Origin of the sequence: Bordetella petrii (genome assembly GCF_000067205.1) — a bacterium.
In the GTDB taxonomy this organism is placed as follows: Bacteria; Pseudomonadota; Gammaproteobacteria; order Burkholderiales; family Burkholderiaceae_B; genus Bordetella_A; species Bordetella_A petrii.
Window position 1 is genome coordinate 5,074,720 of sequence record NC_010170.1, and the last position, 26,422, is coordinate 5,101,141.

Sequence of the window (26,422 nt, forward strand, 5' to 3'; positions counted from 1 at the left end):
GGCAAGAGTAGTCCACGATCAAGAGCAGCCCAGACGGGGCGAAAGCTGCATCATTATAGGCAGGGGGTAGGACTGCGCGGCGGAGATAAATGTTCCGCCCAACGCCCGACAGGTAACGCGATGCTACCCGGGGCACGGAGCCTGCCGCGGTTAATCCAGCGCCACTTTCAGGCGCGCCTGCACCAGCGCGCGCAGCACCAGCAGCTTGCCATGGAAGAAATGCGAGGCGCCCGGCACCACCACCACCGGCACGTCGCGCGGGCGCGCCCAGTCGAGCGTTTCGGACAATGGCACCACCTCGTCCTGTTCGCCGTGCACCATCAGCGTATCGGCCGGCACCTCGATCTCGCGTTCCTGGAAGCGCTGTACCGCGGCTCCCATCAGCATCAGTGCCACGGGCAAGGCCGCATCGCCGGCTTCGGCCAGGCCGGCATAGGTTTGCGCGGCCACCGCGGTGCCGAACGAAAAGCCCCCCAGCACCCAGGGCGCGCCGGCCAGTTCGGGATACCGCTCGCGCATTTGCGCCACCAGCGCCAGCATGTCGCGGGTTTCGCCGCGCGCCTTGTCGAATTCGCCCTCTGACTTGCCCACGCCGCGGAGATCCGGGCGCACCGCGACCAGGCCATGCTGCACGCATGCGCGCGCGACGGTGGTGACGACCTTGTTGTCGCGCGCGCCGCCCTGCAGGGAATGCGGGTGCAGCACCAGCGCCCAGCCGCGCGGCGGGTCGGCCGGCCAGTCGACGGCGCAATCGATAAGGCCGGCTTCGCCGGTAAAGGACAGGGTTTCGGTATGTGCAGGCATGGACGAACGCAAAACAGGAACACGCAATCCTGCATGTTACCAATCAACCCCGCCGTGACCCGCCGCGGCGCGGTGCCCTACAATCGCCGCCATGCTTACTGATGTCCGCCACACCGACCTGCCCGCGCCCGATGCGCTGGCGCGCGAGCTGTCCGCGCGGCTCGATGGCTTCCAGTCCATCGGCTGGACGGCCAGCACCGGGTCCACCAACGCCGACCTGCTGGCGCGCGCGCGCGCCAGCGGCGGGTCGTGGCTGCTGGGCACGCACCTGCAGCAAGCCGGCCGGGGCCGGGCCGGGCGCCCCTGGCAGAACCGTTCGGGGGCGGCCTTGATGTTCTCGTGCGCCTTTCCCGTGCGCATGCCCGCCAACCGCCTGCCTGCCCTGTCGCCACTGGCCGGCCTGGCCGCCTGCGAGGCGCTGCGCTCGCTGGCGGGCGGCGCCGCCGGGCTAGGCGTCAAGTGGCCCAACGACGTGCAGTGGCACGATGCCAAGCTGGCCGGCGTGCTGGTCGAATCCGCCCGCGATCCGGCCGTGCCCGGCGGCTACATCGTGGTCATCGGCATGGGCGTGAACCTGCGCGATGCCGACACCCTGTCGCGGGCGCTGGACCGCGCGGTAGCCGATTGGACCTGCGTGGTCGAACAGGCCGGCTGCGCGCCGGTCAGCGCCGCCGACATCGTCTGCGCCGCCGCCACCGCGTGGCGCGACGCGGTGCGCGACCTCGAAGCGCATGGCTTCGCGCCCTTTCGCGCGCGCTTTCACGCGGTGGACGCCCTGGCCGGCCGCGCAGTCAACGTCGTAGACCAAGGCGCGGTGCTGTTCAGCGGCACGGCAAACGGACTTGACGAACAAGGCCGCCTGCTCGTGCAAACCGGCGGCGGGCTGACGCCCGTGTCGGTGGGTGAAATCTCGATCCGGCCGGCGGCCGGCCTGCCCGAGAGCCGCGCATGATCTTGCTGATCGACTCCGGCAACAGCCGCCTGAAGGTCGGCTGGCTGGATAACGGCGCGCGCGAACCCGCGGCCGTGGCTTTCGACAATCTCGACCCGCACGCCCTGGGAGACTGGCTGGGCACCCTGTCGCGCAAGCCGACGCTGGCGCTGGGGGTGAACGTGGCCGGCGCCGAACGCGGCGAAGGCATCCGTGCCGCCCTGGCGGGCCACGGCTGTCCGGTGCACTGGATCACCTCGCGCCCGCAGTTGCTGGGGCTGCGCAACGGCTACACCCAGCCGGCCCAGTTGGGAGCCGACCGCCTGGTTTCGCTGCTGGGTGTGCGCAGCCGCCTGGCGCAAACGCACCCGCCGTTCGTGCTGGCCTCGTTCGGCACGGCCACCACCATCGATACCGTGGGGCCCGACAACGCTTTTGCCGGCGGCCTGATTCTGCCCGGGCCGGCGCTAATGCGTAGCTCGCTGGCGCGCGGCACCGCCAACCTGCCCCTGGCCGACGGGCCGGTGGTCGATTTTCCGGTCGACACCCACCAGGCCATCGCCTCGGGCATCGCCGCCGCCCAGGCCGGCGCCGTCGTGCGCCAGTGGCTGGCGGCCTGCCGGCATTACGGATGCGCCGCCGATATTTATGTGGCCGGCGGCGGCTGGCCCGAGGTACAACAAGAAACCGAGCGGCTGTTGGCCCAGGCCGCCGCCATCGCGGGCGCACCGCCCCTGCCCGCCTACCTGGACCGCCCGGTGCTGGACGGCCTGGCGCTGCTGGCCGCGCAACCCGACCCGCAATCCCTGTGAGCGTGCTGCGATGCGAGTGCTCTTCGTACTGATCATGCTGGCCAACCTGTGGGTCTATGCCCTGGGCCAGGGCTGGCTGGGCAGCCGCCCCGACGACGCCGGCCGCGACATGGCCGCGCTCAAGCAAGAGCTCAACGCCGACAAAGTGAAGATCGAACGGTAGCCGCGGCCGGACGCCTGCAACCAACCTGAAGCGCCAGGTGCCTGACACCAAAGTGTGCCCCGGCCGTTTCAAGAAACCGGTGTCAGGCACCGGGCGGCGCCTGGAACCTGCGCAGGCTAGGTCTCAAGCCATTCTTCAAGCGCCTGCAGGGTGCGCTCGGTAGCTCCCGCATGGCTGGCCGACCAGTTCCGCGCCGCGCGGCCCATGGCCTGGCGACGCTCGTCGTCGTCCAGCAGCGCCAGGGCGGCGTCCAGCGCGGCAGGCGCATCGGCGGCGCGCAGCACGGCCCCCGCCGCCACGGCGTCTTGCGCCGCCTGCTTGAAATTGAAAGTATGCGGCCCCACCACCACCGGCACGCCGGCAGCGCAGGCTTCGATCAGGTTTTGCCCGCCCAACGGCGCGAAACTGCCCGCCACAATGGCCACGTCGGCGGCGGCGCAGTAGAAGGCCATTTCGCCGAGCGTGTCGCCTAGCACCACGTCGACGTCGCCAGCCACCGGCGGCAGCGCCTCGGCCGGCGCGCCAGCGCGGGAACGCCGCACGCACGACAACCCGGCTTCACGCAACCGCGCCTCGGCCTCGTCGAAACGCTGCGGATGCCGGGGGATCAGCACATACAGCACGGGCCGGCCGCCGCCTGCACGGGCCCGCATGGCCTGCGCAAACATCGCATCTTCGCCCTCGCGCGTGCTGGCCACCGCCACCACGGGCCTCCCCAGCGCCTGCCGCCAGGCTCGGCCTGCCTGCACCTGCCCGGCGGGCAAGGCCAAATCGAACTTCAGGTTGCCGGTTACCCGCACATGGCGCGCGCCGGCCTGCTCCAGGCGCCGGGCGTCTTCCGGCGTCTGGGCGAGCACGGCATCCAGGCCTGCCAGCGCATCGCGCAGGGCCTGGCCCATCCAGCCAGCCTGGCGCAGCGACGACGCGGAAAACCGCGCGCTGACCAACGCCATTTGCACCCCTTGCCGGCGCGCCTGCGCCAGCAGGTTGGGCCATACTTCGCGCTCGATAAGCAGCCCGCAGCGCGGCGTGTAGCGCTGCAGAAAGCCATAGACGGCGCCGGGAAAATCGTAAGGCAGCCAGGTCTGGCGCAACTGGCCGGCCGCGATGGCGGCCGCGAACAAGCGCGCGCCCTCGGCCCGGCCAGTGGCGGTGGTGTGGGTCAGCAGTACGGGCAGACCCCGATCCAGCAGCGCCTGCACCAGCGGCTGGGCGGCGCGGGTTTCGCCCAGACTGACCGCATGCACCCACACCGGCGACCGGGCAAACGGCGCGGGTCCGGCCGGATCGGGCCGCCCGAAGCGCGCCCCCGAGAAAATGCCCCATTCGCCGCCGGCGCGCCTGGCGCGCCGCGCCATCCACAGCCACACCAGCGGGGCAGCCGCGCGCAATGCCAGGGTGTACGCGCCGCGCCGCATGTCAGCCGGCCGCCGCGCGGTATGTCAGGGCGGCGTGCGCTTGCATGTCAGCTGGCCGCCAGGGCCTGTTCAACCGAGGCCAGCACCGCCTCGCGCGACGGCGGCGCGCCGCGGTCGCCCAGGCTGGCGGTGAAATTCGAGCCGATCAGGGGCGTGCGTACCGGCGTGGACGCCCGGTAGATGCCCACCGTGGGCCGGCCCAGCGCGGCCGACAGATGGGTCAGGCCGCTGTCCAGCCCCACCATGATGCGCGCGCCCGCCAGCTGGCGGGCGATGGCGGTCAGGTCCATGCGTGGCAGCACCTGTACACCGTCCAGGCCGGCCACCAGGGCGTGGGCGCGTTCGGCCTCCTGGGCGTTGCCGGCCAGCAGGCGCAGGGTGCAGCCAGCCTCGCGCACGCGGGTGAACACGGCGCGCCAGTCGTCTTCGGGCCAGAGTTTGTCGTCACGGCTGGCCGACGGCATGATGACCGCGTATCCGTGATCGGTGTTCAGGTGATGATGGGGGCGCGCGCAGTCTTCGCGCGACGCCGCGCAGGCCTCGGCCTGCGCCTGGGCCTGTTGCGCGAACGCCTGCAGGCCGAAGTCGGGCGGTCCGCTGTAGGTGTAACCAAAAGCCAGCGCGGCCAGCTTGCGCTGGCGGATCACCGCCGGCTGCCAGAAGTCGACGCGATGGCGCTCTTGGTAGAACAGCGAAGCCAGCGGCTCGCGGGCCGAACGCCAGTCGAGCCCATGGCGCACGCCGCGCGTCTGCCGCACCAGCCAGGCCGATTTCAGCAGGGCCTGCATGTCGAGCACGACGTCGTACTGGACCGCGCGCAGCCGCTCGGCCAGGGCGCGCCGCTCGGCCTTCACGGGTGCCGACCACCAGGCCTTGCGCCAGCGCCGATGGGCCACCTTGATGACCTCGTGCACGGCCGGGTGCCAGCCTGGGATTTCGGCGAATGCCTCTTCCGCGACCCAGTCGATGACGGCGTCGGGCACATGGCGGGCAATGTCGGAAATAGCCGGCAGCATGTGCACCAGATCGCCGAGCGAGGAGGTACGGACGATAAGAATGCGGGTTGCCATCAATTACTAGTGGGAACCTTCGGGTGTATTCGTGCAAAAGACCCCACAGGCCTTCGCGGTATCATTGCTGTTACTTTTGCTGACCCGATCCGGGACGGGCCACAACACAGAATCCCGGCAATTTACAACAAACCCAAGACTTATGACGTCTACCCCTATTGGCGACCGCAAGGTTCGCTTCGCCCTGGTGGGCTGTGGCCGCATCTCCAAGAACCACATCGGCGCGATCGAAAAACACCAGGATCGGGCCGAATTGGTTGAAATTTGCGACACCAACCCGGCCGCCCTGAAAGCCGCCCACGAAGCCACCGGAGCGCGGCCCTTCGAATCGCTGAGCGACCTGCTGGCCGAAAGCACGGCCGACGCCGTGGTGCTGGCCACGCCGTCCGGGCTGCACCCCTGGCAGGCCATCGAAGTGGCCCAGGCGGGCCGCCACGTGGTCAGCGAAAAACCCATGGCCACCCGCTGGGAAGACGGCAAGCGCATGGTCAAGGCCTGTGACGAGGCCGGCGTGCGCCTGTTCGTGGTCAAGCAGAACCGCCGCAACGCCACGCTGCAGCTGGTCAAGAAAGCCATCGAGCAGAACCGCTTCGGCCGCATCTATATGGTGACGGTCAACGTATTCTGGACCCGCCCGCAAGAGTATTACGATGCCGCCCGCTGGCGTGGCAAATGGGAATGGGACGGTGGCGCCTTCATGAACCAGGCCAGCCACTACGTCGACCTGCTCGACTGGCTGATCGGCCCGGTCGAAAGCGTGTACGCCTACACCGGCACGCTGGCGCGCCGCATCGAGGCCGAAGACACAGGCGTGGCGGCCCTGCGCTGGCGCCACGGCGCGATGGGTTCCATCAACGTCACCATGCTCACCTACCCGCAGAACCTGGAAGGCTCCATTACCATCCTGGGCGAGCACGGCACGGTGCGCGTGGGCGGCGTGGCGGTCAACCGCATCGACGAATGGAAATTCGCCGAACCGCACCCCGACGACGACAAGATCCGCGACGCCAGCTACGAAACCTCGTCGGTCTATGGCTTCGGCCACCCGCTCTACTACGATAATGTCTGACGTTGCCCGCGAATTTCGGATCCCTTAACTGAGCGAGATTATGCCACCCGTTGGTTCTGGGCGGCGTACCAGTCCCGCTCGAATTGCATCGGGCTGACGTAGCCCAACGTCGAGTGCAAGCGCGAATGATTGTAGAAGCTCAACCAGTCGATTACCTCGTCCATCGCTTCGCGACGCGTTGCAAAGCGCTGGCCGAGGATGCGTGCACGCTTGAGCGATCCCCACAGGCTCTCGGTCGGTGCGTTGTCCCAGCAATTGCCTCGACGGCTCATCGAACTGCGCATGCCGTAGCCCTTGAGCAGGTCCTGGAAGTCATGACTGCAATACTGGCTGCCACGGTCACTGTGGAGGATCAGGCCCGCTTGCGGACGGCGGCGAAACCACGCCATACGCAGCGCATCAGACACCAGCTCCGTGCGCATGTGCGGCTGCATCGACCAGCCCACCACCTGACGGCTGAACAGGTCGAGAATGACGGTCAGAAACAGCCAACCCTCGTCCGTCCAGATGTACGTGATGTCCGTAGTCCAGACCTGGTCGGGACGCGCGGGAGAGAAGTCTCGTTGCAGCAGGTCCGGTGCGACCGGCAGGCTGTGTTTGCTGTCGGTCGTGACCTTGAACCGGCGTTTGGTCTTCGCCTTGATGCCGTGCAGCTTCATGAGCCGCTGGACACGATCCTTGCTGACGCGAATGCCCTGGACCAGCAGTTGCTTCCACACGCGCGGCCAGCCGTACTCGCCTTTGGATTCAGCGTGCACGGCCTTGATGTGCACCAGCAGAGCGTCGTTGCTGATGCGTCGGCGCGGTCGGTCAGTATCGACATCCCGCACCTTGCGCGCGTGGTAACCGCTGGGGCTGACACCCAGCACCTGGCAGCTCAGGGACACCGGCCATTGTCGGCTGTGAAGCTCGATCCAGGCGTACTTCATGCCGACACCTTCGCAAAGTACGCCGTGGCTTTTCCCAATATGTCGCGCTCCATCTTCACGCGTGCCAACTCCGCGCGCAGCCGGGCAATCTCCATCTGTTCTGGAGAAACCTGTTTGCCTGCGCCGTTCAGCTTCCCAGCGGCATCGGCCTTCACCCAGTTGTGCAGCGTCTTCGGGCTGATGCCCAGTATCTTCGCCACCGCCGCCATGCTCTGGCCGCCGCGGACCATGCGCACGGCTTCCAGCATGAATTCCTGCGTATATCGAGCTCTCGGATTACCCATCTTTCCTCCCTCCTTGCGTGAGTTTTACACACTCAGCAAGGGATCCATTTTTTGCGGGCAAGCTCAGTCATCAGTACCCTGCGCGGCGAATGCGAGCCCGAGACCGATGGGCGCGAAGGCCTGCAATCGCTGGCCCTGCTGACCGCCATCTATCGTTCGGCGCGCGACGGCGTGCGCATCCCGCTGCCGCTGGACTGACCATGGCCACTATCCATCCTACCGCCATCGTCGACGAAGGCGCCCGCATCGGCGCCCATTCCCGTATCTGGCACTGGGTACACATCTGCGGCGGCGCCGAAATCGGCGAAGGCTGCTCGCTGGGCCAGAACGTGTTCGTGGGCAACCGGGTGCGCATCGGCAACCGCGTGAAAATCCAGAACAACGTGTCGGTCTACGACAACGTCTTCCTGGAAGACGACGTGTTCTGCGGCCCCAGCATGGTGTTCACCAATGTGTACAACCCGCGCGCGGCCATCGAGCGCAAGAGCGAGTACCGCGACACCATCGTGCGTCAGGGCGCCACCCTGGGCGCCAACTGCACCGTGGTATGCGGCGCCACCATCGGCCGCTACGCCTTCGTGGGCGCCGGCGCCGTGGTCAACAAAGACGTGCCCGACTTCGCGCTAGTGGTGGGCGTACCGGCGCGCCAGATCGGCTGGATGAGCCGCCACGGCGAACAGCTCGACCTGCCTCTGCGCGGCAACGCCGAAGCCACCTGTCCTCACACGGGCGAGCGCTACATACTCACTGACGGCGTATGCCGACTGGCCTGAGACCCACCATGCAATTCATCGATCTGAAAAAGCAATACCAAGCGCTGCGCGACCCCATCAATGCGCGCATCCAGGCCGTGCTGGACCACGGGCAATACATCATGGGCCCGGAGGTCAAGGAACTGGAGGCCGCCCTGTGCGCCTATACCGGCGCGCGCCACTGCGTTACGGTGGCCTCGGGCACCGAGGCCCTGCTGATGTCGCTGATGGCCCTGGGCGTACAGCCGGGCGACGAGATCATCACCACCTCGTTCACCTTCGTCGCCACCGCCGAAGTCATTGTGCTGCTGGGCGCCAAGCCGGTATTCGTGGACGTGCAGCCCGACACCTGTAATATCGACGTCACCCAGATCGAAGCCCGCATCACCCCGCGCACCAAGGCCATCATGCCGGTGTCGCTATATGGGCAGTGCGGCGACATGGACGAAGTCAACGCCATCGCCGAGCGCCACGGTATACCGGTTATTGAAGACGCGGCCCAGAGCTTTGGCGCCACCTACAAGGGCCGCAAGAGCTGCAATCTCTCTACCATCGGCTGCACCAGTTTCTTTCCCAGCAAGCCGCTCGGCTGCTATGGCGACGGCGGCGCGATCTTCACCAACGACGACGCCATCGCCCAGGCCTGCCGCGAAATCCGCGTGCACGGCCAGTCGGCCCGCTACTACCACACCCGCATCGGCGTGGGCGGCCGCATGGACACCCTGCAATGCGCGGTCGTGCTGGGCAAGCTGGAACGCTTCGAATGGGAAATCGCCCAGCGCATCGAGATCGGCGCGCGCTACAGCCGCCTGCTGGCCGACCTGCCGGCTGGCGCGGGCACGGTCACGGTGCGGCCCGACCGCGACAGCGTCTGGGCGCAATACACCGTCATGGTGCCGGAACGCGACGCCGTACAGGCCAAGCTGAAAGAAGCCGGCATTCCCACGGCGGTGCACTACCCGCGCCCCATCCACGCGCAGCCTGCCTACGCCCAGTTCGCTGATGGCCCCGGCGCCACGCCTGTGTCCGACATGCTGGCCGCGCGGGTCATGAGCCTGCCCATGCATCCCGACCTCGATCCCGCCACCCAAGACCAGATCGTCGCGGCGTTGCGCGCGGCCCTCGCCTGACCCCAGTTTGCCCATGCCCAAGAAAATCCTGACCATCCTGGGCGCCCGCCCGCAGTTCATCAAGGCCAGCGTCGTATCGGCAGCTATCGCCGGCCATGCCGGACTCGACGAGGTCGTGGTGCACACCGGCCAGCATTTCGACGCCAACATGTCGGATGTGTTCTTCGACGAACTGGGCATGGCCAAACCCGCCCATACGCTGGGCATCCATGGCGGCAGCCACGGCGACATGACCGGCCGCATGTTGATCGCCGTCGAGCAAGTCATGCAACGCGAACAGCCCGACGCGGTCATGGTGTACGGCGACACCAACTCCACGCTGGCCGGCGCGCTGGCGGCGGCCAAGCTGCACATTCCGGTGGCACATGTCGAGGCGGGCCTGCGTTCGTTCAATATGCGCATGCCCGAGGAAATCAACCGCATTCTCACCGACCGCATCTCGCGCTGGCTGTTCACGCCCACCGAGGCCGCCACCCGCCACCTGCGCGGCGAAGGCGTCGCCGCCGAACGCATCGAACAAGTGGGCGACGTCATGTACGACGTGGCGCTGCACCACGGCGCGCGCGTATCAGAAACCGGCGGCGCGTTGCAGCGCCTAAGCATGGCGCCAGGCAGCTATGTGCTGGCCACCATTCACCGCGCCGAGAACACCGACGACCCGCGGCGGCTGCGCGCGATTGTGCAGGCCCTGGCCAACGTGGCGGCAAGCGGCCGCCCTGTCGTGTGGCCGCTGCATCCGCGCACACGCGGCATCCTGGAACAGCTCGGTCTGATGGAGCAGGCACGCGCGCAGCTGTGCCTGACCGCCCCAGTGGGCTACCTGGACATGGTGCAACTGGAAAAATACGCCATGCTGATCGCCACCGATTCGGGCGGAGTGCAGAAAGAAGCGTTTTTCCACAAAGTGCCCTGCGTGACGCTGCGCGACGAAACCGAATGGACCGAACTGGTCGAGGCCGGCTGGAACCGCCTGACCGATGCCCGCTCGGCCGGCGACCTGGAGGCCGCAGTGGCCCAGGCTCTGCAGGCCCAGCCGCGCCACATCGCGCCGTACGGCAACGGCGATGCCGCGGCCCGCATCGCCGGCGCGCTGGCGCAGGCGGCCTGACGCTGCCCCGCGAGCGGCCGCGGCGCGGCCGACGCGGATTTCCACCCTGGACAACCCGATGACGCAACTATTCATCCTGGCCGTCCTGCTGTGCGCCGTTGCAGCGCTGTCGGCCTTCGGTACCCGGAAGATGATCGACTGGGCATACCGGCGCAACATGCTAGACACGCCGAACCATCGCAGCTCACACACGCAGCCCACCGCGCGCGGCGGCGGCGTGGCGCTGGTGGCGGCGTTCTACGCCGGCACGGTAGCCGCCTGGGCCGCGGGCCTGGTCGAGGCCCGCACCGTCGCTTTGCTGTGCTGCGGCCTGCCCATCGCCATTGTGGGCTACGTTGATGACGCCCGCTCGCTCAGCGCGCGCACGCGTCTGGTAGTGCATGCCGCCGCGGCCGCGGCCGCGCTGTACGCGCTGGGCCCGCTGCCGGAGCTGGCCGTAGCCGGCCAGGCGCTGCCGGCGCCGTTGCGGGCCGCGCTGATGCTGTTCGGCCTGGTGTGGCTGACCAACCTGTATAACTTCATGGATGGCATCGACGGCATTGCCGGCGGCCAGGCGCTGGCGGCCGGCCTGCTGTGGGGCCTGGCGCCGGGCGCCGCCGGCGTGCCGGCGCTGATGTTCGCCGCGGCCGCTGCCGGCTTCCTGCGCTACAACGCCCCGCCTGCGCGCATTTTCATGGGTGACGCGGGCAGCGGTTTTTGCGGTTTCATTGCCGGCGTACTGGTGTTGCACCAGGCCCAGGCCACCGGTACTTCGCCGCTATTGTGGCTGATTCCGCTCAGCCTGTTTTTCTGCGACGCCACCGTCACGCTGATCACGCGCGTGCTGCGCGGCCAACGCGCCAGCCAGGCGCACCGCTCGCACGCATATCAACGCCTGGCGCGCCGCGCTGGCCGACATCTGCCGGTCAGCGCGGGCTACTTCGCCGCCACGCTGGTGCTGCTGGGCGCGCTGTTCCTGTGGGCCGCGCAACATCCCGCCGAGCGCGCCGGCTGGGCATTCCTGGCCGGCGCCGCCGTGCCGGCGCTACTGGCCGTCTGGCTGGGGGCTGGACGCGAAGACGCCGCCGGCCCCGGCGCGCGCTAGCCAACTATTCTTCCGCGAGTCCCATCGCCGCATGACGACCCCCACCATCTGGTACGTTCACCCTTATGCCGGCGGGCCCGGCGTGGGCCGCTACAGCCGCCCGTACGAGCTGGGCCACGCCTGGCAGCAGGCCGGCGCGCGGGTAGTCGTGATCACCGCCGATTTCCATCACCTGCAGGACACGCCCGGCCAGCACCGCGGTGCGTGCGACATCGAGGGCGTGCCGTACGAGTTCCTGGGTACTCCGGCGTACCAGGGCAACGGCTTGGGCCGGTTGGTCAATATGGCGGCGCTGGCGGCGCAGTTGCTGCGCCGGCGCGATGCCCTGCAGCGCCGCTACGGCAGGCCCGACATGGTGATCGGCTCGTCGCCGCACCCCTATGCATTCCCCGCTACGCACCGCATCGCGCGCTATGCCGGTGCGCGGTCGGTCTTCGAAGTACGCGACCTGTGGCCGCTCAGCCTGGTCGAGCTGGCCGGCGTGCGTCCGTCGCATCCGCTGGTGCGCGCCACGGCCTGGCTGGAGCGCTATGCGTATCGCCATGCCGACGCGGTAGTCTCGCTGCTGCCTTTGACCGCTGCTTACATGCAGGAGAAAGGCCTGCCCGCCGGACACTGGCACTACATCCCCAACGGCGTGGACACGGCCGCACAGGCGGCCGCCGATGTCTCGAACCCGCCCATGCAGCAGGCGCGCCGCTGGCAGGCCGAAGGCCGCCGCGTAGTGGTGTACGCGGGCGCGCTGGGCGTGCCCAATCATGTCGAATCGCTGGTGCAGGCCATGGCCGCTCTGCGCGCGCGTGGCGAGCGACGCATCGCGGCCCTGATTGTCGGCCGCGGCGAACGCGCACAATCTCTGCGCGATCAGGTGCGGCAGCAAGGCCTGCAAGACTGCGTCGCCCTATACGACCAGATCGCCAAGCGAGAAGTGCCGGCCCTGCTCGGCGCGGCCGACATCGGCTACATATCGCTCAAGCCCGAACGCTTGTTCCGCTTCGGCGTCAGCCCCAACAAGCTGTTCGACTACATGCTGGCGCGCCTGCCGGTGCTGTTCGCCGTCCGGGCCGGCAACAATCCGGTTGCCGATCACGACTGCGGCTATAGCGCGCAGCCTGGCGATGCCGATTCGATTGCGCAGGCGCTGCAGGCCTTCGCGGCGCTACCTGACGCCGAGCTGGCAGCCATGGGCGAGCGTGGTCATCGTTATGTTGTGTCTGAACATGGCTATCCACAGCTGGCCCGGCGCTATCTGGATATTGTGGATATGCAACAAAAGCCCCGCAACATTGGGTAACTGGGCCTTGCTGTTGAACTAAAGCGTTCAAATATCGCCCCGGCGCGCACCACCGGCAGCCCTGCCGGCGCAGACACATTTTGCCCATGCTCGAATCACTTCCGTTGCATGTGTAGCGGCTGAAACCCGTACATTGCAAGGCCAACCGGCTACTTCAGCAGGCTTGACCACGCAGTGTGCAATTCAGCTAATAATTCTTCCATTTCTCGCAATCCGCGGCGGGTCGCGCTACTGGGCGCAGCCAACAGTATCCATACCATCCGCTGGGCCAACGGACTGGCCGAGCGCGGTATTGAAGTCCACGTCCTGACCCTGCATGCTCCCGGCCGCGACCTGTCGCCGCAGGTGCACGTGCACCGGCTGGGCTGCCGCGCGCCGTTGGGCTATGTGCTGGCAGCCAGCCGCGCACGCCGGCTGCTGGCGCAGATTCAGCCCGAGCTGCTCAATGCACACTACGCCAGCGGCTATGGCCTGCTGGCCCGGCTGGCCGGCTTCGGGCCGACGCTGCTGTCGGCCTGGGGCAGCGACATCTACCAGTTTCCGCACAAAAGCAAGCTGCATCGCCGCATTGTGGCCGACAACCTGCGCTTTGCCACGCTGGTCGGGTCCACCAGCCATGCCATGGCGCGCCGCATCGAAGCCATACAGCCCGTACCGATCGCCATCACGCCGTTCGGCATCGACCATGCCCTGTTCTTTCCCTGCGCCCGCCCGGCGTCAGCCAAAGACGCGCCCATCGTCATCGGCGCGATCAAAGCGCTGGAGCATCAGTATGGTATTGACACCTTGCTGCGCGCGTTCCAGATCGTAGTGTCGCAACTGGACCGCTCGCACCCCGAGGTTGCCCGCCGCCTGGAACTGCGCATCTACGGCAAGGGCAGTCAGAGAAAAAAACTGAAGAAACTCGCCTGCGACCTGCAGCTTGACGAACGCGTGGTATTCGCGGGCTTCATTCCGCATGCCAAGGTGCCCGAAGCGCTGGCCAACCTGGACATTTACGTGGCGCTAAGCCGGCAGGACAGCTTCGGCGTGGCCATCCTGGAGGCCTCATCCTGCGGCGTGCCAGTGGTGGTGTCCGATGCCGACGGCCCGGCCGAAGTGGTGGCCGACAACGAATCCGGGTTCATCGTGCCCGTGGACGACCCGGGTTTTGCCGCCGCGCGTATCGTCGACCTGGTGCTCAATCCCGAGCGGCGCGCGCAGATGGCCGCGCGCGGCCGCGAGCATGTGCTGCAGCACTACACCTGGGACCACAGCCTCGACCTCATGCTGGAGGCTTATAGAAAAACGCTATGCTTGGCGCATTCCGGCACGCGTTCCCCCTCGCCATGACCTTGCTGATGCTGTTGGTGGTCGCCAGCTTCTCCGCCATACACCTGCTCGAGTTCCTGAGCTACTACGCGCGGGTGGCCGGCAGCCTGGCCGGCAAGGCGGTGACGGGCTACGCCATCCAGAACGCCACCACCACCGTCACGCGCTTCTTCTACCTGGCGCTGATGCCCATGCTGGGCTTCCTGATCGACCGCAGTCTGCCGCGGCTGCACTACTTGTACATGGGACTGGGTGCGCTGTTCGGCGCCACCGCCCTGTCGCTGCTGGCGTACAGCCTGCGCCGGCGCTGGATCGTGCTGCTGGCCAACTTCATCACCCGCAACGAAGACCGCCCGCGTTTGACGCTGGCCGACCTGCGCGGCGAACTCGATAGCGGGCAGCATCACGCCCCCGCCAGCATCACGCCCCTGGCCGCGGCCGTCTTCTTTTGCTACGCCTTGGGCGTGCTGTTGTCGTATTACTTCGCGCTGGTGTTCCACGACTATCGCAGCACGATCTCGCAGCTTTCGGGCATCATCAATGGCGCCGCCACGGTGCTGCTGACTTTCATCCTGGAACCGCGCATCGCGCGCATTGTCGACAGCCACGCCCCCGGCCGCGTGTACGCCGCCGTGCAGCGCATGCTGCTGGGCCGGCTACTGGCCGTCGGCATCGCCGCGCCCGCGACCTTCTATGTCATCTGCTCCGCTTTCTTCTGATTTTCAGCCTGGCGCGCTGGCGCCGCGGCTGCTGACCGCGGCATGCGTGCTGATGCTGCTGGGGTCGTCGATCTACCTGCTGCCGCCCCTGCGGCCGTTCCATTGGGGACTGGCCTTGATTGCACTGGCCTTCTGCCTGGATGCGCCGACCCGCCGCGGCTTCCTGCACAGCCGCGCCCTGCCGGCCGCCGTGGCGGTCATGCTGCTGGTCTGCGTCCAGGCGGCATGGGCCGACAACCTGCCCCGCTATGCGCAGTACGCGGTCATCCTGGCGATCAGCCTGACTTACGCCCTGCTGGGCGAGCATCTGGCCCGCCAGGGCAAAGCCTACCTGCGCTGGCTGCCCTGGCTGGTGGCCTTGTGGGTGCTGATGGCGCTGGTGCCGTGGTTCGACCTGCTGACGCACTCCGAGCGCTTCCGCGCACGCTACCCTCTGACCGGCGGCCCTTGGGACAACATCAACAATATGGCCACCGCGTTGGTGGTGGCCAACCTGCTGTGGCTGCTGGCCCGGCGGCGCCTGTCCAACGCCCTGTTCGCCATCGCGTGGCTGTACTGCCTGGTCTTGAACCGGCGCGCCGACCTGCTGGGCATGGGGGCGCTGGGCGCGGCCTACCTGCTTTGCCTGATGCAGGGCTCGTGGCGGCGCAAGGCGGCCATGGCGCTGGCTTGGGCGGCCCTAAGCGGCGCCGGCCTGCTGTGGCAGGAATATGCCGGAACGAGTGCTCGCGACCTGCCGCAGATTACGCTTAGCGATGGAGAATGGGAATTGGTTGCATCTAAGGGCGACGATTCCACCGGCGCGCGCAAGACCCTGCTCATGGACATGATGCACCAGGCCCAGGAAATGCCCTGGTGGCAATGGGCGGTGGGCAAAGGCGCGGGCCAGTTGAATGTCATGTGGCCCACGCGCGAAGGCCCGGTGCCCTGGGGCTCGCCGCATTTCTTCTGGTTGGAGATGCTGTTCTACCTGGGCATTGCCTGGCCGCTATTTTTGTTGTGGCTGCTGTGGCGGCTGGACTGGCTGGGGCGCACCTGCCTGCTGGTCATCGGTATTGCCGGAATAGCGCCCAGTTCCATGGTTTATTTCCAGCCTTTCTGGTTGCTGCTAGGCGTCATGCTCGCGCAGTTGCCCGGGCGCGCCCGGGATACGCCCAGACGATCCCGGTAAAATTCGCCATCCTCCGACCTACCGGTCCACGCTTTCGAATGTACATGCCCGTTGCCCTGAGGCAATTCCTCGTCAACCTGCCGCGCCCGTGCAAGCAGATCATGGCGGCCGCGCTCGACGCCGTGCTGCTGCTGGCGTCGTTTTACCTGGCGTTGTGGGCACGCTTCGAGGTGCTGTACGTCAACCATTACTACGCCATCCTGTCGCTGATCGCCTGTGCCAGCGGCATTGCCGCGCTGGCGGCATTCCGCGTGTATTTCTACATACTGCGGTACATGAACGAGCGCGTGCTGATCGGCGTCACCTGTGGCGTCATCGTGTCGGTGCTTACTGTCACCGCGGTGGATACCTTCCTGCGGCTGTCGCTGGGTCTGTCGCGCGCGGTGCTCATCATCTACCCGCTGCTGGCGCTCATCTTGCTGTTGGGCGTGCGCATCGTCGCCCGCCGCCTGCTGTTCCCCGGCACGCGCGCGGTGGCAACCGGCATGCAAACCCCAGTCATCATCTACGGCAGCGGCGGGCTGGGCTCGCAGCTGGCCGCGGCGCTGCGGGCCAGCCCGCACTACCTGCCCGTGGCCATGATCGACGACGATCCGCGCAAGCATCGCCTGTTCATGGCCGGCCTACGCATTTATCCGCCATCGCAACTGGCGCGCCTGGTAGCCAAGCACCAGGTCACGCAGCTGCTCATCGCCATGCCCTCGGCCTCGCGCACCCGCATACGGCAGGTGGTCGACATGGCCGAGCCATTTCGCCTGCGCATCCGCACCGTGTCCAGCCTGCGCGAGCTGGTCGACCCGCGGCGCGGCCCGCGGCTACGCGACATCCAGGTCGAAGACCTGCTGGGCCGTGATCCCATCCCGCCCATTCCCGAACTGCTGGGGCGCTGCGTCACCGGCCGCAACATCATGATCACCGGGGCGGGCGGCTCGATCGGCTCGGAACTGTGCCGCCAGATACTGGAACTGCGGCCGCGCCGCATGGTGCTGTTCGAGATTTCCGAACCCGCGCTGTACACCATCGAGCAGGAACTGACCACTCTGCGCAATACAGCCGGCAGCGAGGTCGAGATCATCGGCGTGCTGGGCTCGGTGCGCGATTACGAACACTGCCTGCTGCAACTGCGCCGCCATGGCATCCAGACGGTCTACCATGCCGCGGCCTACAAGCACGTGCCCATCGTGGAGCACAACATCGCCGAAGGCATACTGACCAACACCTTCGGCACGCACGCCATGGCACGTGCCGCCATCAAGGTTGGCGTGCAAGATTTCGTGCTCATATCCACCCGTAAGCTCCCCCACTGCGTAGACATCAGCCAGTAGAATTTCGGAGCCTCCAAGAGTCGGAGACTCCCTTGAAGAAAAGCAGGTTTACAGAAAGCCAGATCGTTGCGGTGTTGAAGGAAGGCGAGACGGGAGTTCCGGTCGCCGACCTGTGCCGCAAGCACGGCATCAGCAACGCCACGTATTACCAGTGGAAGAGCAAGTACTCGGGCGTGCAGGTGTCCGAGCTGCAACGGCTGCGTGAGCTGGAAGCCGAGAACGCCAAGCTCAAGCGCATGTACGCCGATCTTGCCCTGGAGAATTCGGCGATCAAGGATGTTCTGAACCGAAAATCCTGACGCCGTCGGCCAGGCGCGAGGTGGTCGAGCTGCTGGTGCAAGCCCGCTTGTCGATCACGCGTGCCTGTCGCATTGCAGGCCTGTCGCGGGCGGCGTACTACAAGCGGCCAGCCTCGGCATCTGAGCGAGATGCCGATGTGATCGAAGCGCTCAATGCCATCGTCAGCCGGCATGGGCGCTGGGGATTTTGGAAGTGCTTTACCCGGTTGCGGCTCGATGGCCGCTGCTGGAACAAAAAGCGTGTGCATCGGGTGTACTGCGATATGGGTTTGAATTTGCCTCGGCGTTGCAAGAAGCGGTTGCCAGACCGCCCTCGTCAGCCGCTGGATCTGGCAAGCGAGCCCAACCGCTGCTGGGCATTGGACTTCATGCACGACGCCCTGTATTGCGGCCGGCGGTTCCGAACGTTGAACGTAATCGACGAAGCCAATCGGGAATGCTTGGCCATCGAGGTTGGCACGTCGATCCCATCTGCCAGGCTGATCCGCGTCTTGAGTCGCTTGGTCGACTACTACGGCGCGCCGGATGCGATACGGCTGGACAACGGGCCGGAGCTAGTCTCTCAAGCATTCACCGAATGGGTCGCCGCCAAAGGCATCGCGGTTCGATACATCCAGCCGGGCAAGCCCAATCAAAACGCCTTTATCGAGCGTTTCAACCGAACGTACCGCACGGAAGTGCTCGATGCACACCTGTTCGCCAACCTGGAGCAGGTCCAGGCCGTCACCGACCAATGGCTGGTCGATTACAACGAATATCGCCCCCATGAAGCGCTGGGTGGTGTCCCGCCGGTGCAGTACATGCCCCGGCTAACCCATGCTCCGAATCTCTATCGGCCGTTGTCTACTTGACAGGGGTGGCTACGCACCGACAAGGCGGTGCGCCCCACCAACGTCATGGGGGCGTCGAAGCGCCTGGCCGAGCAAGTGTTGCAGGGCTGTGCGCAAACCGGCTCGCCCACCCGCTTCTCGATGGTGCGCTTCGGCAACGTGCTGGGCAGCTCGGGCAGCGTCGTGCCGCTGTTCCATAAGCAGATCCTGGCCGGTGGCCCCATCACGCTGACGCACCCCGACATTACCCGCTATTTCATGACCATCCCCGAAGCCGCGCAGCTGGTGCTGCAGGCAGGCTCGATGGGCGAATCGGGCTCGGTGTTCCTGCTCGACATGGGCGAAGCCGTACGCATCCAGGATCTGGCCGAACGCATGGTGCACCTGTATGGGCTGACCGTGCGCGACGAATCCAATCCGTCGGGCGACATCGAAATTCGCGTTACCGGCCTGCGCCCGGGCGAAAAACTGTACGAAGAACTGCTGATCGGCGAAGACTCGCAAACCACCGAACATCCGCGCATCATGAAGGCGCGCGAGCGCTGCCTGCCGCTCTCGGACATGGAAGCTGGCCTGGAATTGCTGCTGCACTACCTGCAGGCTGACGACATGGAAGGCGTGTTGCGGCAGTTGCGTGTCCTGGTGCCCGAATATGCGGCAGCCAAGCACTGAAAGGTGAATACCTCTCTATGGACGCTCTGGGCGGGGCGCTATCAGATCAATGCTTGCGACCAACCGCCTGCCATTTTCCTCTGCATTGAAGAATGTACGTTGCGCATGCAGCGCGCGATTGCGCATGATGCGATAGCGCTCACTTGAACTCAGAACACCCAGGATCTCGTCTACGCTCGAATATAGATCGGGAGATTTCGGCAACAATATGCCAGCCCCATCACGTAGCATTTCCGGGACTCCGCCGACAGCAGTGGCCACGATTGGAATGCCGAACGCCATGGCTTCCATGATAGACACGGGCTGCCCTTCGGACAGACTTAAATTGATGAAAAAACTGACCGCGTTCTGTCGATACCAGTTTCTGATGTATGAGTTGGACACCTCCCCATGGAATTCAAAAACTAGATTCGCAGGCAAGCGCAAGTCGCGCAGTCCCGCTTGCGACTCGGAACATCCAAAATGGGTCCACCTGACTTTTCTCGGCCATGCTCGCTCCGCCAGTATAGCGGCCAGCTGCGCAATTAGTGGCAGCCGTTTATTGGCGCTAGCATAAGAACAGGATGCCAGCTGAATAGTGTCGGCCAACGCAGGAGGAGTGACGTTTGGCTCCGACAACACTCCCAGCGGGGATACGATGAATGCCGCAGTGGTATCAGGATATCGCTCAACTACATAGTTGCGCGCTTGATCAGACAACAAAATGACGCCGTCCAATCGCGGCAGAGTTTGCTCCCGATACGGGATATACCCTTTGTTGTTGGATCTTTCTTCATAGAGATCATAGCCGTGAGCTCGGGTCACACGGATTGATCCATCGCGCGGCAGGAATCCGATGCCAGCAGTCTCTCCTTTGAACCAGTAGGTATAGAGAACGTTGTAGACGCCGAGTTTCGCGAAACGCATCATGCTCATTACTCGAATACTCTCTTTAAGAAAGTGGAGCACGTTTGAGCATCCGCCATGGCGTATTGCTATTTTTGCCTCTTTCCAGAAAAATCGCTCGCGCAATAATCTAGCCAGCGTAATCGTCAAATGCCAGGGTCGATACATGGCGGCAAGACCATGGACTACATTGACGCCATAAGGCAAATCTGGATCAAGGCGTCTGACAGCGCGGACAGGCGCGATGGAGACGTCGTATCCAGCTGCCAGAAACGCTTTCAGATCTGGCAGAATGAAACCTTTTTCCCTCGCTGCAGCATCTGGATAGCCATTGCTGATGAGTAGCACTCGCCTAAGCGGCATACGCAAGTACTCGCTTAAAAAAGGCTAGTCGTGTGGACTCTTTCACACGATAGTCCAGCCGGCCAATAATGTCATCACGATCAGGCGCGCGTCCTCTCCACTCTTCCAGAAAGCAACGTATTTGCGCTATCGATTGGCGGGCGTTGTCTTCGAAATTGCCGATACGCAAACAATAGGCAGCGCCCACCAGATCCGGATCGTTATAACCGATGATAGTGGGAATGCCATGGGCCAGATATTCGCGAGTCTTCAACGGCGTCGCTTCCTGCATTTTGTTTCGATGTAACGCCAGCGTGCCGAACGCCGCGTCCGTCTTTTGGTACAAATCGATCAATGCTTGGCCGTACAATGCGCCGTGACAAATGAAGTTTTCGGGCCCTTTCAAGGAAAGACCCGGAACGACAATATTGAAATCACACTCCGGCATCAGATATGCCAATTCTTGGAGTTTGTCGACGCCGTGCCACGCCTGGTTTGGCGACCCGACAAACAGCAATTGCGGCCGAGCGTTGCGCGGCGGTAACCGCATTGGAGTATTTGCGACGTCGTAGCCGTTGCCGATCATTATTCGCAAGGGTTTTTTCGCCTTGACGCTGCGATCGATTTCCGAGGTTACAGAAACGATGCCTCCCGCATGGTTCGACAGGAACGACCGGGAGCCTAGCTCCAACCCGTACTTCAGCATCGACTGCTGACGATATTCGTGCAGAGCGATTGAATTGAACTCGATCACCATCGGTGCGACATCAAAAGCACCTACAGCACCTGGCCACCACAGCATCTGACGCATGTACAACACATCTGGGCTCCAATGTTGCAACGCCTGCCGGATGTGCTGATTGGATCGCCAAGCCGCCAGCGTAGGTTTGCCACGCACTTCGTCATCGAATAGGTACTCGATATCCTGAGCCTGCGGTCGGCCTGCGGGCCGACTCAAAAGAAAATGGCGCACGTCGTTTCCGTTCGCCCGCCAATAACCAGCCTGCATTCGAATTTTCTTGCCAACCCCGGATTTATCTGCGGGAGACTCAAAGGTTAAGTAGGCGATCTTCATTGCGGCGAATTGGTCATCTTTTCGGAACTGTTAAACGACCAACGTCTGCAGGGCAGCCACTATACGTTGGGCCGCTTTACCATCCCAAAGCTCCGGAATGCCGCCCCTTTTCCATTCTCCGCGCATAATAATGCCGATGGCCTCGCGCAGTCGTTGTAAATCATTTCCCACCAGCTCGTTAGTCCCCTCGGACACGGTTTCCGGACGCTCTGTCGAGTCACGAACAGTTATGCAGGGGATTCCGAGTACCGTAGTTTCTTCCGTAACACCGCCAGAATCCGTTATAACTCCCAGCGCATGCTCGACTAGGTAGTTGAATTCCAAGTACGGTTGTGGATCGACAACATGAATATTGGCTGGAAGCCCGGAAATTCGCACGAGAATCTGTCTCGTCCTGGGATGCACGGGGAATACAATAACCTTGTCTGGCGCGCTTGTTCCCACCGCGTGGAGCAATGCGGACAATGTGGAGACGTCATCCACGTTCGAGGGCCGATGCAACGTCAAGACCAGATATCCACCAGGTTGCAAATCCAGTGTCTGCCAAAAAGCCGGCGGTTGAAAGCGGTGACGATTGGCCAGCAATGAATCAATCATCGTATTGCCGACAAACACTATGCGGTCTGCCCCCACGCCAGCCTTCAGCAAGTTGTCATTGGCTACCCGACTGGTTGTGAAAAACCAATTCGTGATCGCATCGGTCACAAGTCGGTTTATCTCCTCGGGCATTGACCAATCGTGCGAACGGATACCGCCCTCCACGTGCCCAACGGGTATGCCCGCCTTTTGCGCAACGATGGCGCAAGCCATGGTGGACGTCACATCGCCGACCACCAGGCACAATCTCGATGGCTGAGAACGTAGCAAATTCTCATACCTCACCATGATGGCGGCGGTTTGTTCGGCCTGAGTGCCGGAACCCGCTCCAAGGTTCACGTCTGGCTCAGGGATGTTGAGTTGCACAAAAAAATCATGCGACAGCTTGGCATCGTAATGCTGCCCTGTATGTACAAGGCGATAACGTAGCCTGCTTTGTCCACTGCGCAAAGCATGAATGATCGGGGCAATCTTTACGAAATTGGGCCGGGCACCGGCGATGATATCGATTAGCATTAATTTGGCGAAAACTGGCGAGCTTCGCTGTCAAAGTAGGCGTACATAGCGCATAGGCGGGCAGCATCGTGATGCCATGAGAACTTTCCCAGTGCAGCTTCCTGCCCTGCTCGGCCCATAGACTCGCACGCTGTCGGATTTTCGTACATCCAGATCATTTCTTTTGCCAAGCTATGAGCGTTATCGGCTTCGAATATCCGTCCGGCTCCGCTGTCTTCGACGATCCGAGCCAGCGGCCGACAACTGCTGACCAGCACCGGCTTGGCACATATCATGTACTGGAATAGCTTGTGAGGAACCGTCGTCTGAGTGTGCTCGAAATTGCGGTGAGGCACTAGGCAGACATTGCTGGCCATCACGTAACTGTTAACCCTGGAAAATGGCTGCCAGCCCACGACGTCGACCGCATCCGAGACCTGCAGTCGCTTGGCATGTGCTTCGATGACTTGACGCACGCGATCGGACGCACCGACGATCAATAATTTGAATTTGGGCACCCTGCTAAGTATTTCTGGCAACGCACCGAGCACCGTGTCCAACCCTCTGTGCGGCCCGATACCACCGATGTAACTGGCAACCCAATCCCCCTTATACTGATCCGTGATGCATTCGTCAGCCGAGGCGGGATCAAACGCGAACGTCGTTCTGTCTTCCGTGTTCGAGACGACTTCGATGCGCTCCTCCGGAATTCCGTATTGCAGTAACCTTTCTTTCGCTTCCGGCACGACGATCAATATCCGGGCGCATTGGCGTAACGCACGTGCCTCGTGGAGCTTCATCAATGCGTAGTTCCATTTCAGGCCCTGATACCAGCGTAGCAGTGTCGAGTATTGTGACCGGTATGCCCTGTGGGCAGCAGGCAGGTTTTCGTGCAAATCCGCCACTACCGGCAAGCCGAATTCCTTTGCAATTTTCAGAACGGTAGGCACCATCAACAGATCATGAACGTGAAGCACCTGGGGGTTCTCCGTGCGGATGAAATCTCGCAACACGGAATCCCACCACGGGAACCGCATCGACACCGCACAGAAAAGTTGGACCAAACGTCCACGCCTTATATTCACCTTCTTCCTAAACACTGTGACCGACTTCGTGCCCTCCAGCAAAGATCGTTCCGGCGCGTCACTATCGTCACACAAGGTCAGGATCGAAACCTGATGCCCAGCTTGGTCTAGTGCCTTGGCTTCCTTTTCAACCCGTATGTCCGGGGGAAACGTGCGCCCAGCGGTATCTAGGACCATTCCGATGCGCAAAGAATTACTCATTGCGGCCCATCTCCATGACTAGATTCATCAGTTCGCGTGCCGGGCCACAGAATACTGGCATATTGACTTGCAAGCAGGTCATAAGAAAACTCTTTAACGTCGAAAGCGAAATTTACAGGCGAAGAGAAAATGCGGCTCAACCGCGACAGCACGTCCTCTTCCTTCACATTGATCGAGTATCCCAATGAATGGCGTTTTATTAGATGATCTATCTCACCGCCATAGTTCAACGAAATCACCGGAATTTTCAGTGCTGCATACTCGTATATTTTGGTTGACAACGGCACCGGAGATATATCCGCGTTAAACTGAAGAGCGAAATCAGAGTCAGCTACGACATCTAAGGCCTCTTTTTGCGACAACACACCCAGATAATCGATCACACCGGCATCGAACAACCTCCGGTATTTTTTGTGAATCGAAGCGGGCACGCTGCCGGCAAACCGTAATTTGATCGACCGCGTCTCGATGAGTTTTTGAATTGCGGAAAACAAAAGATCGCACACCAAGTCGCGATTATTGGAGATATTACCTATGTGACTTAGAACGATCTCCCGCCGAACGGGGCGCTCCGGCCTCCCGAGTTTACAGATGTCAGGATCGAAACCGTTGTAAACCACCCTCACGTCCCCCGTAGGACAGGCTCGCTGATACACATCGCGCAACCCCTCAGTGACCGTAACGATCGTGTCGGCAACAGAGAGGGCTTGTTGCATGCGGCGCTGAATAACAGCGTAACGCCAGCCCCTACCTCCATAGCGCGCCGGCAAGAGCCACGGATCACGAAGGTCCTGCACTAACCGCAAGCCCGGATTCCGGGTCTTCACCACAGACGCCCAGTAGTTGGCTTGAAATGGATGACCAGTTGCCACGATAACGTTGATTTTTTCTTTCTCGATCAATGCGTTTACGGCCGGCAGCAAATGCCATCCCCAATACTGGGCTTCATCGTCAAAGAAAATAACCTTGTCGACAAATCGGAAATAGTATTTCCTCAGCACTCGCAGAATTCGTCCCGGCAACCGCATCGATTTCAAGCGGTGCGGATAGAAAGACGCGACGCGATTTATCTTTATATTTTCGTGTTGCACATCGTCCACGAGAGAGTTCGCAGCCCCCTCTGGCCAATCATAAGCAATGACGTATACAAGGTTACCTTGTCTGGCCAGATGCTTTGCCAGCTTGCTCCATCGAAAACCACCCACCCCTCCAAAGGGTGGAAATTTATATGCGACGAGAAGTACTTTATTCATGCTGAGGGCCTGGCGAATTCTTTTGCAGCGCGATCAGCGCATGGAATTCTTTCAACGGCATATCCAGGAATTCTTTAAGGACCTGACGATTCAGCGCCGGGGCCTCTAATATGACAGGGCTGAGCGACGATGCACAGTAATCTTTGATCTGTCGAATCGGGCGGACAAACAAGGCCTTATGCCCAGCCTCCAGACGCTCGAAAATCACATTCGAACCCCGCGACATACCGAGCTCGTAGAGGTGATGGCACTGCGAGGAACGCACACCCTCCGGGGAGAGGTCCACATTGGTCAACGCCAAAAGTTCTTGGTAGTTAGCTTCAGCAGTCGTGTGCGTTTCTACTGAAGGATGATAGAACAACGTAAAAGAGATGTCAGGCATGGAAATTGCCATGCGTCGGACATCATCCAGAAGCAATTTCTCTTCTTCCAGCTCTCGCTTTAAATAGTCGGATGTATGCACTCCCAGTTTCAGGCGAGCGTAGGTGCCCGAGCAGTAGACTGCAATTCTGTTTTTTCGGAATTCGCCATCTTCTTCGCAAGCCGCAGGAATGCTAGGAAAGTAGATATTATGGAAACTCGTTATCCTGTCGGCATCGAACTGTGCCCCCGCACGCCTATAAACTGACAGTGCCCATATATTTCCCAGCAACACTTCGTTTGCAGCCAAATTGTCTTGGTGCGATACGAATGCGCGGTTCACGTAATAGCACGAGATAGTATTGGTGGTCGATTTGAACCAGGCGCTTAGGAAAAATGTGGGCAAACTGTAAGAATTACCGACCCATATGATTTTTTTCGGCTGCAGAGCGATCAGCCGGTCAAATTGAATAATGGCTTGAACGTACGGAAGCGATATCTTTTCAATGAGCTGCCTTTTTGCGCGGGGCGAAAAAAAACTTCTAGCGCGCAAACAAAGAAGGCCCACAGCGGCTTTCCATACTGTCCGCACAGAGGCTGGCGCCGCGTAATCTAGAGGCTCAATCCGGAGGGGTTGCGCATCGGCGAATAGGTTCGCTAGATTGCTACGCAAAACCCCATTGTTCGCGGACGCTTCGGACATACAGAGGAGCGACATGCCATGTGCCGCATCTCCATCCTGCCCTGGCTTTCGACTTGTAGCTACGAACGAGCGGAAAATCCAACGCAGCGCCAACCAAGCCGTAGTGGACTTATATTCGATTTCCGCGTTCGCGATCTTTTCATGCAGCAGTTCCAACTGCAATTCGGAAAGCGCGAGCACCCGCGCAATCGCGGACAGGTGTTGTCTAGTTGACATCATGCAAGCGAGTTTCCGGTCGCCTGAGACACGTC

The 26,422-nt window shown here is 62.9% G+C and carries 23 protein-coding genes and 3 pseudogenes; 16 read left to right on the forward strand and 10 right to left on the reverse strand.

Translation table 11 applies throughout. The annotated features are described in order from the left end of the window. Positions 1–150: 150 nt before the first annotated feature. Positions 151–804: an alpha/beta hydrolase gene (locus tag BPET_RS24335; RefSeq protein WP_012251633.1), complete on the reverse strand. Its 654-nt coding sequence runs from the start codon at positions 802–804 to the stop codon at positions 151–153. Between the two features lie 91 nt (positions 805–895). Here BPET_RS24335 and BPET_RS24340 point away from each other — a divergent pair, with 91 nt between their 5' ends. Genes BPET_RS24340 through BPET_RS27025 form a run of 3 tightly spaced genes read left to right on the forward strand, consistent with a single transcriptional unit; the run spans position 896 to position 2,710 of the window. After that, positions 896–1,756: a biotin--[acetyl-CoA-carboxylase] ligase gene (locus BPET_RS24340; protein WP_012251634.1), complete on the forward strand. Its 861-nt coding sequence runs from the start codon at positions 896–898 to the stop codon at positions 1,754–1,756. Continuing rightward, positions 1,753–2,547: a type III pantothenate kinase gene (locus BPET_RS24345; protein ID WP_012251635.1), complete on the forward strand. Its 795-nt coding sequence runs from the start codon at positions 1,753–1,755 to the stop codon at positions 2,545–2,547. Before BPET_RS24340 ends, BPET_RS24345 begins: the two co-directional genes overlap by 4 nt. 16 nt (positions 2,548–2,563) lie before the next feature. Continuing rightward, positions 2,564–2,710: a hypothetical protein gene (locus tag BPET_RS27025; RefSeq protein ID WP_162098130.1), complete on the forward strand. Its 147-nt coding sequence runs from the start codon at positions 2,564–2,566 to the stop codon at positions 2,708–2,710. Positions 2,711–2,826: 116 nt separating this feature from the next. Here the strand turns inward: BPET_RS27025 and BPET_RS24350 are convergent, their stop codons facing one another. Both BPET_RS24350 and waaC read right to left on the reverse strand, forming a co-directional pair. Beyond that, the gene (locus tag BPET_RS24350) at positions 2,827–4,128 is read right to left on the reverse strand and encodes a 3-deoxy-D-manno-octulosonic acid transferase (protein WP_012251637.1); all 1,302 of its coding nucleotides are present in this window, start codon (positions 4,126–4,128) and stop codon (positions 2,827–2,829) included. A gap of 47 nt (positions 4,129–4,175) precedes the next feature. Beyond that, positions 4,176–5,198, reverse strand: coding sequence for a lipopolysaccharide heptosyltransferase I (gene waaC / locus BPET_RS24355; protein WP_012251638.1), 1,023 nt, complete (start codon positions 5,196–5,198; stop codon positions 4,176–4,178). A gap of 142 nt (positions 5,199–5,340) precedes the next feature. Here waaC and BPET_RS24360 point away from each other — a divergent pair. Continuing rightward, a pseudogene (locus BPET_RS24360) lies at positions 5,341–6,264 on the forward strand (Gfo/Idh/MocA family protein); the annotation flags it as partial. A 41-nt stretch (positions 6,265–6,305) separates the two neighbouring features. On the opposite strand, the gene BPET_RS24365 reads toward BPET_RS24360, so the two are convergent. Next, positions 6,306–7,480, reverse strand: a protein-coding gene (locus BPET_RS24365) for an IS3 family transposase (protein WP_085970191.1) whose coding sequence is annotated in 2 segments (ribosomal slippage) — positions 6,306–7,231 and positions 7,231–7,480 — 1,176 coding nt in all. Because the reading frame shifts where the segments join, the coding sequence is not laid out codon by codon here. Positions 7,481–7,546: 66 nt separating this feature from the next. Here BPET_RS24365 and BPET_RS26855 point away from each other — a divergent pair. The 12 genes and pseudogenes from BPET_RS26855 to BPET_RS24430 form a co-directional block, all read left to right on the forward strand. Continuing rightward, positions 7,547–7,678 (forward strand): annotated as a pseudogene (locus tag BPET_RS26855) (Gfo/Idh/MocA family oxidoreductase); the annotation flags it as partial. Between the two features lie 2 nt (positions 7,679–7,680). After that, a complete protein-coding gene (locus BPET_RS24375) occupies positions 7,681–8,253 on the forward strand; it encodes an acyltransferase (protein WP_012251640.1) in 573 nt (190 codons plus the stop codon). A gap of 8 nt (positions 8,254–8,261) precedes the next feature. Then, entirely contained in the window at positions 8,262–9,362 is a 1,101-nt protein-coding gene (locus BPET_RS24380; protein WP_041863269.1) for a DegT/DnrJ/EryC1/StrS family aminotransferase, read from the forward strand. 13 nt (positions 9,363–9,375) lie between these two features. Continuing rightward, the gene (gene wecB / locus BPET_RS24385) at positions 9,376–10,470 is read left to right on the forward strand and encodes a non-hydrolyzing UDP-N-acetylglucosamine 2-epimerase (protein WP_012251642.1); all 1,095 of its coding nucleotides are present in this window, start codon (positions 9,376–9,378) and stop codon (positions 10,468–10,470) included. A gap of 58 nt (positions 10,471–10,528) precedes the next feature. Then, a complete protein-coding gene (locus tag BPET_RS24390) occupies positions 10,529–11,554 on the forward strand; it encodes an MraY family glycosyltransferase (RefSeq protein ID WP_012251643.1) in 1,026 nt (341 codons plus the stop codon). Positions 11,555–11,585: 31 nt separating this feature from the next. Further along, positions 11,586–12,848: a glycosyltransferase family 4 protein gene (locus tag BPET_RS24395; protein ID WP_012251644.1), complete on the forward strand. Its 1,263-nt coding sequence runs from the start codon at positions 11,586–11,588 to the stop codon at positions 12,846–12,848. 174 nt (positions 12,849–13,022) lie between these two features. Continuing rightward, positions 13,023–14,180 carry a glycosyltransferase gene (locus BPET_RS24400; RefSeq protein WP_012251645.1) on the forward strand — a complete coding sequence of 386 codons (1,158 nt, stop codon included), beginning with the start codon at positions 13,023–13,025 and terminating at the stop codon, positions 14,178–14,180. Then, a complete protein-coding gene (locus tag BPET_RS24405) occupies positions 14,141–14,878 on the forward strand; it encodes a lipid II flippase family protein (RefSeq protein ID WP_151208997.1) in 738 nt (245 codons plus the stop codon). The genes BPET_RS24400 and BPET_RS24405 overlap by 40 nt, the downstream gene beginning before the upstream one ends. Beyond that, entirely contained in the window at positions 14,853–16,049 is a 1,197-nt protein-coding gene (locus tag BPET_RS24410; protein WP_012251647.1) for a hypothetical protein, read from the forward strand. The genes BPET_RS24405 and BPET_RS24410 overlap by 26 nt, the downstream gene beginning before the upstream one ends. A gap of 44 nt (positions 16,050–16,093) precedes the next feature. Next, positions 16,094–17,374 (forward strand): polysaccharide biosynthesis protein, encoded by a 1,281-nt coding sequence (locus BPET_RS24415; protein ID WP_407921174.1) that lies wholly within the window; start codon positions 16,094–16,096, stop codon positions 17,372–17,374. A 32-nt stretch (positions 17,375–17,406) separates the two neighbouring features. After that, positions 17,407–18,524, forward strand: a protein-coding gene (locus BPET_RS24425; protein WP_085970231.1) for an IS3 family transposase whose coding sequence is annotated in 2 segments (ribosomal slippage) — positions 17,407–17,668 and positions 17,668–18,524 — 1,119 coding nt in all. Because the reading frame shifts where the segments join, the coding sequence is not laid out codon by codon here. 9 nt (positions 18,525–18,533) lie between these two features. Next, a pseudogene (locus tag BPET_RS24430) lies at positions 18,534–19,175 on the forward strand (polysaccharide biosynthesis protein); the annotation flags it as partial. 15 nt (positions 19,176–19,190) lie between these two features. On the opposite strand, the gene BPET_RS26295 reads toward BPET_RS24430, so the two are convergent. Genes BPET_RS26295 through BPET_RS24455 form a run of 6 tightly spaced genes read right to left on the reverse strand, consistent with a single transcriptional unit; the run spans position 19,191 to position 26,390 of the window. Then, complete coding sequence (locus BPET_RS26295; RefSeq protein WP_231852639.1) at positions 19,191–20,408, reverse strand: glycosyltransferase; 1,218 nt, start codon at positions 20,406–20,408, stop codon at positions 19,191–19,193. 4 nt (positions 20,409–20,412) lie between these two features. Beyond that, positions 20,413–21,477, reverse strand: coding sequence for a glycosyltransferase family protein (locus BPET_RS24435; protein WP_012251652.1), 1,065 nt, complete (start codon positions 21,475–21,477; stop codon positions 20,413–20,415). A gap of 30 nt (positions 21,478–21,507) precedes the next feature. Then, positions 21,508–22,590: a non-hydrolyzing UDP-N-acetylglucosamine 2-epimerase gene (wecB, locus tag BPET_RS24440; protein WP_012251653.1), complete on the reverse strand. Its 1,083-nt coding sequence runs from the start codon at positions 22,588–22,590 to the stop codon at positions 21,508–21,510. Further along, the gene (locus tag BPET_RS24445; RefSeq protein ID WP_012251654.1) at positions 22,590–23,855 is read right to left on the reverse strand and encodes a glycosyltransferase family 4 protein; all 1,266 of its coding nucleotides are present in this window, start codon (positions 23,853–23,855) and stop codon (positions 22,590–22,592) included. Before BPET_RS24445 ends, wecB (BPET_RS24440) begins: the two co-directional genes overlap by 1 nt. Continuing rightward, on the reverse strand, positions 23,852–25,108 hold the full coding sequence (locus BPET_RS24450) for a glycosyltransferase (RefSeq protein WP_012251655.1): 1,257 nt from the start codon (positions 25,106–25,108) through the stop codon (positions 23,852–23,854). The genes BPET_RS24445 and BPET_RS24450 overlap by 4 nt, the downstream gene beginning before the upstream one ends. Then, positions 25,101–26,390, reverse strand: coding sequence for a hypothetical protein (locus tag BPET_RS24455; protein ID WP_012251656.1), 1,290 nt, complete (start codon positions 26,388–26,390; stop codon positions 25,101–25,103). The genes BPET_RS24450 and BPET_RS24455 overlap by 8 nt, the downstream gene beginning before the upstream one ends. Positions 26,391–26,422 lie beyond the last annotated feature (32 nt).